The following is an 11503-nucleotide window of genomic DNA, read 5'->3' on the forward strand; positions in this document are numbered from 1 at the left end:
TTGCTTCTAAGCGCTGAGAAATTTCTGCCAAGCGTTGCTGTTTATCTTGATAAATTGGTTGAGAATTTTCAGTTAGTAAAACTTTAACATTATCCGTTGCTTGGACACCTGTGATTCTTTGCACGGCTAAACTACTAAGCTTGCTTAAAGAAAGAAAGCTAACTTGAATTAAAGTCTGAAGTAATTTTATAGGGACTTTAAGTATTGACCAACTAGCAGTTTCAATCAAGCGCATAATTGCTTTAATGATGCTCCAGATTAAAGCCAGCATAAAAAGCAGAATCACAAAACTGATAATTGGATGATTTGCTGCCCAACCTAGTATTTGAAATAATCTGAAAAATAGAGGATGTTGTGCCAGCCAATCATTGATTGAAGAAGCGATCGCTGCTTGCAATGCTACTGATGTTGTATTTTTAATTTGCTCGGCAGTTTGCAAACTTTCTGATAAAGAATCTTTAGCTTGCTCCAGGGTTGTAGCAGCTGAATCAATTGCTTTATCGGTAGCTTGAGTTGCAGTTTCTTTTAAAGACTTTCCAACTTGCTGCGCGGAATTAGTTAAAGATTGAACACTGGCGTTGACCAAATCTTTTGTTTGTTGCCAACGTTGCAAAACTTTGTCAGGCAAATGTATATCTATTTGATATGCCATAGAACGTTTCACTGGGGATAAAACCGAACACACAACCCATCTACATTAGGGTTTTGGGATTAGTACCCTTTGCTACGCAACGCTGCGGCGAACGGGAACGCCGAGGGCGAACGATCGCAATGACAACTGTTTAATCGGACATGATATAACTACCTCTCGATGGCAACATCAGGTAGACGACTCCACTCATTCCAAGAGCCATCGTAATTCCGAACATTTGGATAGCCTAATAAATACTTTAAGACAAACCAGGTATATCCAGAACGCCCACCGATCGCACAATAGGGAAACACTTCTTTATCCGGTGTAATGCCCTGACTATGATACAGATTTTTCAATTCGGGGAATGATTTAAAAGTTCCATCTTCATTGAGAGTTAAGAGATGCTCAACATGCACAGCACCTGGAATATGTCCAGTCTGTTCGCCTGTTTTTGGTGGCTGATCGAAAAACCACTCACCACGGTATTCTTGAAGTGTGCGGACATCCAACAACACGCTATCGTTTCGAGCGATCGCTGTTTGAACTTCGTTATGTAATACTCTCAAACTAGCATCAATAGCTCTAGCATGGTAATCAGTCACGGGAAAAGTGGACAACTCCGTTGCTAATAGGCGATTTTCTGACTTCCATTTTTGGTAGCCGCCATTGAGAACTCGTACATTCTCATGTCCAAAGACTTTTAACAACCAGAAAATCCAGGCTCCGGTTCCGGGATAACTGCCATAGGCAATCACTGTTGTGTTATTGGTGATGCCTGAGCGTGCCATTAGCTTCTCAAAAGCTCGAGCATCTAAATTTATCTTTAAATCGGGCAATAGCAAGTCTGTAAAAATGTTCCAGGAAACTGCTCCAGGTATATGAGCATTTTTGTATGGTTCTGGACTGATATCCACTTCAATAATGCGGACATTTGGATCATTAAGATGATTTACCAGCCAATGAGTATCAACGAGAACAGATGGATGAGCGTATTGAGACACGGGAATTTCTCCTGTAATCAAGTTAAAAGATGGGATTTAGTCTTGGTTGTGGGGGGAAAATATGATGTGCGATGTGCGATGAACTAGGGTTGTGGAAATAGAAAATAAGGAAAAGCCAATGAGTGGGTGGAATACTGCTAGAGGAAAAGCAGTCTGCAGGTGAATTGTGAGAAATTGCAGTCCCAGCAGCACGGGAATGCTTGCTGTCAGGCTCTGGACTCTTCGAGGAAAGGGCATCAAAAACACCCATAGCAACAAAATTATGGAAAGTCCGCTGTATCCTCGCACGAGGCAAATATGTAGTTTCCACCAATCAGAGTTGTAAAAGTAAGCCATTCCCACGCTGAATATTTGGATTACTAAACAGAGATTGAAAAACACTACTGCTATGAAAAAACTAATTTGTATCCAGCGTCTGGATATCTGTGTGTCATCAATGCCAGAATTTACAGTCATAGTAAAGTAAGTAACTGGGCGTGAATAATTATCGCTGGGAATAGGCAATAGGCAATAAGCAGAAGGGTTTGAGCCTTATTTACTTTTCTTCATATGGTTTGCTTTTATTGTGCCGACTTACTTAGTCCAAAAAAGCAACCACAGCAACACAATCGGGGGAGGGCAGGAAACCCAGGCAGAGGGCAGGAAAACCCTGCCCCTACAGGCTTTGCGATTTGAAAAATGCTATATTCCCTATTGCCTGCCCAAAGGGCTTAGTGACTAAAACTAAGATAGGTCTGGTTGCTATACTGAGCCTAGACCTCGAACGGGTACACTTTGCCAATCATGATTGCTTTACAAGCGCTATTTCATGGAATTGCTCAAGCTAAAGATGAACAGACATTGCGATCGCATATATCCACAGAATTGAGTGAGTATTTTTCAGCTACACGATGTGGTCTATTTTTATTTACTCAAATTTCTTTAGTTGACAGCAAAATCCAAAAAGCCCTGCGACTTGCATTATCACCCGAACACAATCCAGTTGCACGCTACTTGATAGAACGCCATGCCCCTGTTCATGAAGCTTTGGTAGTGGAACCTAAGACATGGCAGTTGATTTGTCCTCGTGCTGATCACCGCCACGTGATGGCAGGGCCAATTGTCAGTAATGGTGAGTTAGTGGGTGTGATAGGTTTTACCCGTGAGCAAGGGATGCCTGCATTCGACTCACAAAACCTCACAGATTTGAGTGCGCTTTGTTTGCACATTTCTAGTTGGGTGGCAATGGGACGAGCGCCACAACTACTATTACAGACAGAGCGTTTAACGCCTCGGGAAATGCAAATTGCTTCTTTGGTAGCTCAAGGACAAACCAATGCAGAAATTGGTACTGAACTTTGGATTACTGAAAACTCTGTCAAGCAAGCCTTAAAAAGGATGTTTCGCAAGCTTGAGGTTTCATCTCGCGCTCAGATGGTTGCAAAGCTGGCTGCAGTTGCAAAATAAAAAGTCGATAGACCTCTGATTCCAATTTATTTTAGAGCCATACAAGCAATAAAAGTAGGCGGGGAAACCCACCTATGTCAACTTGAGCTACAACGCTTACCCGACAACGTTTTACCCCACCCCTCAATCCCCTCCCTGATGCCTTGGGGAGGGGAGGTTTTGGCTTTAGACAAAACCGGGGTGGGGTGACGCGAAGAGTGATGGTAAGTGATTTAATTCAAAATCACATTTTGACAAGGGTTTCACGTTAAGTTGACACTAATGGGATAAACCCCGCCCCTTGTATGTCTAATTGAACAAGTCTAAATCTGTCACTGCACCAACGCTGCTAGAGGATACTAATTTGGCATATTTCGCCAGTACGCCTTGGGTGTAGCGTGGTGCGGGAGGTTGCCAGTTGGCACGACGACGGGCTAATTCTTCGTCGGATATGTTCAACTGCAGTCGGCGAGATGGAGCATCGATAGTGATACTATCGCCTTCTTGAATAAGAGCGATCGCACCCCCAACAGCTGCTTCTGGTGCAACATGTCCAACCACCATACCGTAAGTACCGCCAGAAAACCGCCCGTCGGTAATTAACCCTACCGCATCACCTAAACCAGCACCAATAATGGCTGAGGTGGGGGCTAACATTTCCCGCATCCCGGGGCCGCCTTTTGGCCCTTCGTAGCGAATCACCAGAATATCACCTGCTTGAATTTTCCCTGCTAAAATTGCATCTAAAGAGGCTTCTTCAGATTCAAACACCCGTGCAGGCCCAGTGATTACTGGCTTCTTCACCCCGGTAATTTTAGCTACAGCCCCTTCTATTGCTAAATTACCTCTGAGAATAGCCAAGTGCCCTTGAGCATACATGGGGTTATCCCAGGGGCGGATGACATCTTGATCGGCGCGTGGTTCTGCGGGGATGTCTGCCAAAACTTCAGCTATGGTTTCACCGCTGATGGTGAGAGCATCTCCGTGTAATAAACCATGTGCCAAGAGCATTTTCATTACTTGGGGAATGCCGCCAGCTTTGTGTAAGTCTGTCGCTACATACTTACCGCTGGGTTTTAAATCACATAAAACTGGGACACGGGCACGGATAGTTTCAAAGTCATCTAGAGCTAGTTCTACACCAGCCGCATGGGCGATCGCTAAAAAGTGTAATACGCCATTGGTCGAACCACCCACAGCCATAATTACAGAAATGGCATTTTCGATAGATTTGCGAGTTATAATGTGGCGGGGTAATATTTGCTTACGAATAGCTTCGACTAAAACAAACGCCGATTGTTCTGTGCTATCGGCTTTTTCGGCATCTTCTGCAGCCATTGTGGAAGAATAGGGTAAACTCATTCCCATTGCTTCAAAAGCTGACGACATGGTATTGGCTGTAAACATTCCACCACAAGAACCAGCACCAGGACAAGCTAGACTTTCAACTGCTAATAGTTCCTTGTCGTCAATTTTTCCCGCGCTGTATTGACCTACCGCTTCAAAAGAACTGACGACTGTTAAATCTTTGCCGTTATAGTGTCCGGGTTTAATCGTGCCACCATAAACAAAGATAGCGGGGATATTCATCCGGGCGATCGCAATCATTGCCCCTGGCATATTTTTATCACAGCCGCCAATGGCCAGCACACCATCCATACTTTGCCCAGTACAGGCGGTTTCAATTGAATCTGCAATCACTTCTCGCGACACCAGGGAATATTTCATCCCCTCAGTACCCATTGAAATTCCATCGCTAATGGTAATTGTGCCAAACATTTGCGGCATCGCCCCGGCACTTTTAACACCAACTTCAGCCCTTTGTGCCAGTTGATTAATCCCCATATTGCAGGGGGTAATAGTGCTATAACCATTGGCAATACCCACAATGGCTTTAGTAAAATCTTCATCCTTAAAACCAACTGCACGCAGCATAGCCCGATTAGGCGATCGCTGCACCCCTTGCGTCACAACCTGGCTTTTTAAGTTCTCCGACATCTCTTTTCCTTCCGTGCCATCATCGCCATAAATGCGATCGTGTTACATGATTTTCTCATGGAATGGGGCATGAGACAGACTGTTCCCTGTTCCCTGTGTTTTGATGACGTATTCTCGTCGCTAACACACTCTACTGGACTGTCTAGACTAAAATAGTGCATTAAACGTAGCGACTGTCTTAAAAGTCAAGCGATGGCTTCGCCAAAGCCTTCGGCTAAAGTTAACAAAAAACCGGGACTGTGAACATTGACGCAACTGGGGAACGCTGCGCTAGATTCGGTGGTGGCTGGTACGGGCATTGAGATTTTACATTGGTAGCCAAGACAGTTGCAGCCCGCACCAGCCACTCCGCTACGCCACCGAATCTTCCCCAGTTGCTGGACTTCCCGTGGAGGCAAAAAAGAGCATGAAAAATTGTTCGCATGGCTGCGACGCCGAATAGCCCGTCGTAGACATCGGATCAGTAAAGATGCGATACCATCCGCTCAAAGGCTAATAAAAAGTATAAAAACGTTTGCAAGCCTTACGCGTTAACAATTGGTTGAAAGTTATCAGAAATGCACCAAGGCAAATTATCTCGAACCATTGCATTTAAAATGACTAACATTTTATGAACGCAAGCGGTCAGAGCAAGTTTTTTGGATTTACCACGTTCAACAAGACGTTCATAAAAAGCTTTGATTACGGGATTATGACGCATAGCAACCACAGCACCCATATAAAGAGTGGCACGAACATGGGCGCGACCACCATTAATCATACGCTTACCTTTGTGTTGCCCACTATCATGATTAATTGGTGCAACGCCAACTAGACGCGAGATTTGTTTGGCAGTTAGCTTACCCAGTTCTGGTAAATCCGAAACCAGAGTTGTCGAAATTACTTGGCCAATGCCTGGAGTAGTTTTGAGTAAATTAATTTTATCAATCCATTGTTGATTGTTTTGCGTCAATTCTTCAATTTCTTGATTGAGTTGTTTTAGACGTTGCTCAAGATATTCAATATGAGCTTCAATATCAGCCAATGCTTTTCCACGAGCGCGTGAACGGCGATTTTTTCTGCCGTCTGCATTTCGACTAATTGTCTTCTCCGACTAATTAATTCGCTCAATTGACGCGCAGTTTCTGATTCAATTGGTAATCTTTGGGGTTTCATTGCTTCCCCAAAATGTGCCAAAATTTTGGCATCAATAGCATCAGTTTTGGCAAGCTTTCCTGTAGCTTTAGCAAAATCTCGCCCCTGGCGTGGATTGATTAATGCAACTGGTAAAAATGCAGCTTGTAATTGAATTACTAGCTCTGTTTCTAACCCTCCTGTTGCTTCCAATACAATCAGATTTAAATTAGCGGATTTGAGTTCCTCTACTAAATGAGATATTTCTACTTCTGTGTTTGCTACAGAGAATGCTTTACCCATTGGACGGATATAAACATCTAGAGTAGCTTTACTGACATCAATGCCTACCCATTGAGCAATGTTTTCCATTTTTTTACTCTCAACTACTTTGTCAAGAAGTTTTTGATTCCTCCCCTTGATTTCACTCATCCTTGCCCGATACGGACTGTATACTTTAAATCTCAATATTTAAAGTTTTGACCCCGGCGACTGTTCGAGTTCTGTCAAAGAGATTGTTGTAGTGACCCATGCTACAAAGCGGTCTATTTTGACCAAGGTTGGGACGGTCTACTACTATTTCTAAGATACAAGGTTGGGTGAAGCGGAGCGCAACCCAACATATATCAGAATGTTGGGTTACGCAAAGCCTCCACCCAACCTACTAGCTACTACCAGAATATTAGTGATGTTGTAATGAAAATTACCGGGATTAGTAGTAATTTAACGTGTTTGGCGATCGCCTAATCATCTCCTAACCCTCTGCTAATAACTTTGTGGGACTTTATCAAAACCCCAACCCATTCTCTACAAGGGTTGCTGTGTACACACAAATAATCTAATGGTCTATTGCATTAATTATGCTGGGTTGTAGAGACGCAAAATTTTGCGTTTCTACAGGGTTTTGATGACAAACTAATTTATCAGCAAAGCGTTGATGCTTTCAGCAGATCACATTTCTCCATTTTGCTTTCCCTGCAAGAGCTTCTGTCTTCCCTGCAAAAGCATCCGCCAAGACGTTTCCGTGTTTCGCGCAGTCTGCAAGAGCTTCTGTTTTCTCTGCAAAAGCATCCGCCAAGACGTTTTCGTATTTCGCACAGTCTGCAAGAGTTTCTGTCTTCCCTGCAAGAACATCCGCCAAGACGTTTCCGCGTTTCGCACAGTCTGCAAAAGCTTCCGCCAAGACGTTTCCGTATTTCGCGCAGTCTGCAAAAGCTTCCATCTTGATGTTATCAAAAACAAACTTACGTCACAATTATATTGCAACGCAGAAAATCAACAATTCTTAAAAAAGCTAGTATTATTAAATAATTTTTTCTATCAGAAATTCTAGCGACTATGTTCTTAAATTTTTGATGAAGCCATCTCCAACACTTAAGATTTAACCGTATTATTTACTAACTACATTAAATAAAAATTACCTAATAATTGGCTGCTGCCTCCACACATACTTTTACTGTTTATGGGTGATGGGGGCTACTTTTTCATGTTGTCAAAAATTAGTGCCCAATCTCGATACTTTTTGTATGGAAAATTTTTTGCTACCCAGTGATGCTATCTCTTCACCAAGCTTACCTAAACTAGAAATTAACTGTTCGCCACACTTAGTAACCTGGCTGCAAGAGCAGTTTGTTAGTCTCGCCTTCACTACCTATCAAACTAACCGCTTGTTTTTTATTGGTTGCAATGAGCAAGGGCGAGTAGCTGCTCATGAGCGATTGTTTGACAAACCAATGGGCATGTATGCATCAAACAACAGTATACATGTTAGCACACGTTATCAAATTTGGCGTTTTGAGAATTTGCTGGCAGCAGGGGAGAGTTATCAGCAAAGTGACTGCCTCTACATTCCCCGTACCGCCTACACCACTGGCGATCTGAATGTTCATGATGTGGTACTAGATGACGCAGAAAATCTCATATTTGTCAATACAGATTTTAGCTGCCTCGCTACTATCAGCAACGACTATAGTTTTGTACCCTTGTGGCAACCGCCGTTTATTTCCAAATTAGCCGCCGAAGACCGTTGTCACCTCAACGGGTTAGCAATGCGTGATGGTAAACCAAGATACGTCACAGCTTGTAGTAGCACTGACACCGCCGCAGGTTGGCGGAATCACCGAGTTAAAGGTGGGGTTGTGATTGATGTGCAAAGCAACGACATCATCGCCACAGGCTTATCAATGCCCCATTCGCCGCGTTGGTATAACGGTAAGCTGTGGCTACTCAATTCAGGTACGGGGGAATTTGGCTATATCGAGTCTGGGAAATTTGTTCCTCTTACCTTTTGTCCTGGGTTTGGGCGGGGGCTGGCATTTTGGGGCAAATATGCAGTGGTGGGTTTATCGAAACTGCGATCGCGTCCTTTTAGCGGGTTAGCCTTAGAAACGAGGCTGGCAAATGAGGGCAAGTTCCCCCAGTGCGGACTAATGATCATTGACATCACCAACGGTGAAATTGTGCATTGGCTGCAATTATCCGGTGTAGTGGAAGAACTATTTGATGTGGTGGTGTTACCGGGTGTGCGTCAGCCCCAGGCGTTGGGCTTCCAGTCAGAAGAGATTGAACGCTTAGTGACTTTTCCTGGCTCAGGCGGTATTGTGACTACCAAACCGACGGCGAAACGCCCCAGTGTTGGCGACATGGCTCCCGTCGCTGGATTGCCCAGGCAACTTTGGGAAGGCACTCAGGACTCAGGACTCAGCAACGCCAGTCGCCTCAACGGGGGGAACCCCCGCACAGCGCTGGCTCCTCAGCACTCAGCACTCAAATATCAGCGAGTCTATCACCTCAATCCCAGCAGTTTAGCTGATTACGAGGCTTTCACCTTTCCTAGTTTGCGACAACGCTGGCAAACTCAGCCCCAAAGAGGCGAATTGCTGGGCACATCAGCAACAGTGGCGGGGGAAATGGTGGCGTTTGCTGTTGCTGAAATGCTACCTGAGCAAACCGCAGAATTAATATCGCTATTTGTGACACCGGAATATCAGCAACAGGGCATTGCTACCAAACTGTTGCAGTATTTAGAAACAGCTTTGGTTGCAGAAGGTTGTTCTCAAATTAGGGTAGTTTACCAGCCGAAAGAGTCGAGCGCGATGGCCTTGACACCACTTTTACAACGCTTGGGCTGGCAAAAGCTGATCGCTGGGACAGATGGCTTAGAGCGATCGCTCAAATTGCTCACGGTGTCACCGCCAGTAGATGGCAATGAAAGCGCCCGTTCCCAATTTGAACAGGGGAAACAGTTGGCGCAGCAGGGCGAACTCAAAGCAGCAGTAGCTAGCTTTACGAAAGCAATTCGTCTACAACCAGACTATATAGCTGCTTACAACCAGTTGGGTAATGCCTTGCAGGGATTGGGGCAGATAGAGGGGGCGATCGCAGCCTATCAAAAACTGCTGACAATAAACCCCAACGTTGCCCAAGCACACTGTAATCTGGGGTCAATTTGGCAGATGCAGGGGAAGACACAGGAGGCGATCGCCGCTTACCAACGAGCTATTCAACTCCAGCCTAATTTTGCCGTAGCATACCTGAACTTAGGAAGATTGTACGCTAATCAACAATCCTGGCTAGAGGCGAAACAGTGTTTGCAACAAGCAGTGCGGTTACAACCAGAATCAGTTGCCGCTTATTATAACCTGGGTAATGTTTTGGGACAGATAGGACAGATCGAAAAAGCGATCGCCTGTCTGCATCATGCCCTAAAACACCAGCCCGATTTTGTGGACACTTGGCATAGTTTGGGCTGTCTGTGGATGGCGCAGGGCGACATGGACAAAGCGCAGACTTGTTTTCAACAGGTTGTCACTCTGCAACCAGATTATCCCCAAGTGCATGGCAACTTAGGCTATGTGTTGCAAGTGCAAGGACAATTAACAGCAGCTTTAGAAAACTACAATCATGCCCTGGAACTCAACCCCGATGCCACCAATATCTTCTACCAGCGCGAACATCTGCGGTTGAGCTTGTGCGACTGGGAAGACTACGACCAACGGCTGCAAACCTTGCAACAGCGACTTCAGACGCATCTGCAAGATGACAATGCCCACCCCTTGCTACCCCTGATAATTCATAGTTTCCCAGTGCCAATGGATTTCCACAAGGCTATTGCCCGACACTGGGCGCGTCGTGTGGCCAAATCCATCCAGCCATACAAACATCTCTGCGCCTTTACCCCACCGCCAGCACCAGCCCCTAAACTGCGCTTAGGCTATATCTCAGCAGACTTTCGCCAACACGCTGTCGGCACACTAATTCACCAAATATTTGCATATCACGATCGCTCTGCCTTTGAAATCTATGCCTATAGTTTGGTGGATGCCAGTGATGAATTTACGGAGAAAATTCAGGCGGGGTGTGATCAATTTGTCGATTTGTCGCGGTTGTCAACCCCAGCCGCCGCCGCACGCATTCATCGCGATGGTATCCATATATTGATTGATTTGGCTGGCTACACCACCTTTAGCCGTCCCGAAATTCTGGCATTGCAGCCAGCACCAATTCAGATCCAGTATCTCGGTTATCCCGGCACAATGGGAGCAGAATTTATCCAATATATTCTCGCAGATTCTTGGTTAATTCCTGCCGAGCTAGCGCCTCATTACAGCGAAAAATTGCTCGAACTACCCCACGCCTTCGTCGCCTCATCCATCACCATTACTGACCAACCCCTCACCCGTGCAGACTTTGGTTTACCCACCGATGCCTTTGTTTTCTGCTGCTTTAACCGCAGCGACAAATTTGACCCGGAAGTCTTTGCCAGTTGGATGCGGATTTTACAGCAAGTACCAAATTCAGTTTTGTGGCTGATTGAAACCACCCCAGATGTCAGCTACACCCTGCGCGACATGGCCCAACAACAAGGCATTGCCCCAACACGTTTGGTATTCACTCCCCGTTTACCCCTAGCAGAATACCTAGCGGCGTATCGCTTGGCAGATTTATTCCTAGACACCTTTGTTTACAACGCTGGTGCTACAGGAATTCATGCGCTCTTTGCAGGACTTCCCTTAATCACCCGCCCTGGTAAAGCCTTTGTTGCTCGAATGGGAGCCAGCATTTGTGCGGCGGCGGGTTTAGATTTGCTCATTTGCGACAGCAGTGCCGCCTATGAACAAAAGGCGGTGCATCTAGCCACCCACCCCGACGAATTAGCCAAAATTCGCCTGATTTTGCGATTACACCACGACGACTTGCCCCTGTTTCAACCCCAGCAGTGGATTACTCATCTAGAAACTGCCCTGTGGCAAATCTGGGGTAAGACACAAAAGCAGTAAGCATGGGAAATACCCCATCTAGGACTGATTCTGGACTTGGCGGGAGTTAAGCC

The 11503-nt window shown here is 45.4% G+C and carries 8 protein-coding genes and 1 pseudogene (1 of these 9 cut by a window edge); 2 read left to right on the forward strand and 7 right to left on the reverse strand.

The window, feature by feature from the left end:
• The 3 genes from CAL7507_RS08420 to CAL7507_RS30630 form a co-directional block, all read right to left on the reverse strand.
• Positions 1-652, reverse strand: the 5' portion of a protein-coding gene (locus tag CAL7507_RS08420) for a hypothetical protein (RefSeq protein ID WP_015128038.1). It extends 56 nt beyond the left edge of the window; only the first 652 of its 708 coding nucleotides appear in the window; its start codon is at positions 650-652; its stop codon lies beyond the left edge, outside the window.
• A gap of 149 nt (positions 653-801) precedes the next feature.
• Complete coding sequence (locus CAL7507_RS08425) at positions 802-1635, reverse strand: sulfurtransferase (RefSeq protein ID WP_015128039.1); 834 nt, start codon at positions 1633-1635, stop codon at positions 802-804.
• Positions 1636-1671: 36 nt separating this feature from the next.
• Positions 1672-2091, reverse strand: a complete 420-nt coding sequence (locus tag CAL7507_RS30630) for a DUF6220 domain-containing protein (RefSeq protein WP_015128040.1) — start codon at positions 2089-2091, stop codon at positions 1672-1674.
• 327 nt (positions 2092-2418) lie between these two features.
• Between CAL7507_RS30630 and CAL7507_RS08430 the strand changes: the two genes are divergently transcribed.
• Positions 2419-3081, forward strand: a complete 663-nt coding sequence (locus CAL7507_RS08430; RefSeq protein WP_015128041.1) for a LuxR C-terminal-related transcriptional regulator — start codon at positions 2419-2421, stop codon at positions 3079-3081.
• A gap of 288 nt (positions 3082-3369) precedes the next feature.
• Here the strand turns inward: CAL7507_RS08430 and ilvD are convergent, their stop codons facing one another.
• From ilvD to CAL7507_RS08450, 4 genes and pseudogenes are all read right to left on the reverse strand, one after another.
• The gene (gene ilvD / locus CAL7507_RS08435) at positions 3370-5058 is read right to left on the reverse strand and encodes a dihydroxy-acid dehydratase (protein WP_015128042.1); all 1689 of its coding nucleotides are present in this window, start codon (positions 5056-5058) and stop codon (positions 3370-3372) included.
• Positions 5059-5243: 185 nt separating this feature from the next.
• Positions 5244-5456: a hypothetical protein gene (locus CAL7507_RS32670; RefSeq protein WP_042341243.1), complete on the reverse strand. Its 213-nt coding sequence runs from the start codon at positions 5454-5456 to the stop codon at positions 5244-5246.
• Positions 5457-5581: 125 nt separating this feature from the next.
• A pseudogene (locus tag CAL7507_RS32675) lies at positions 5582-6543 on the reverse strand (IS110 family transposase).
• 571 nt (positions 6544-7114) lie between these two features.
• Entirely contained in the window at positions 7115-7393 is a 279-nt protein-coding gene (locus tag CAL7507_RS08450; protein ID WP_015128043.1) for a hypothetical protein, read from the reverse strand.
• A gap of 304 nt (positions 7394-7697) precedes the next feature.
• On the opposite strand from CAL7507_RS08450, the gene CAL7507_RS30635 reads away from it, so the two are divergent.
• A complete protein-coding gene (locus tag CAL7507_RS30635) occupies positions 7698-11450 on the forward strand; it encodes a TIGR03032 family protein (RefSeq protein ID WP_083862885.1) in 3753 nt (1250 codons plus the stop codon).
• Positions 11451-11503: the final 53 nt, after the last annotated feature.

It is taken from the genome of Calothrix sp. PCC 7507, assembly GCF_000316575.1.
Taxonomy (GTDB): Bacteria; Cyanobacteriota; Cyanobacteriia; order Cyanobacteriales; family Nostocaceae; genus Fortiea.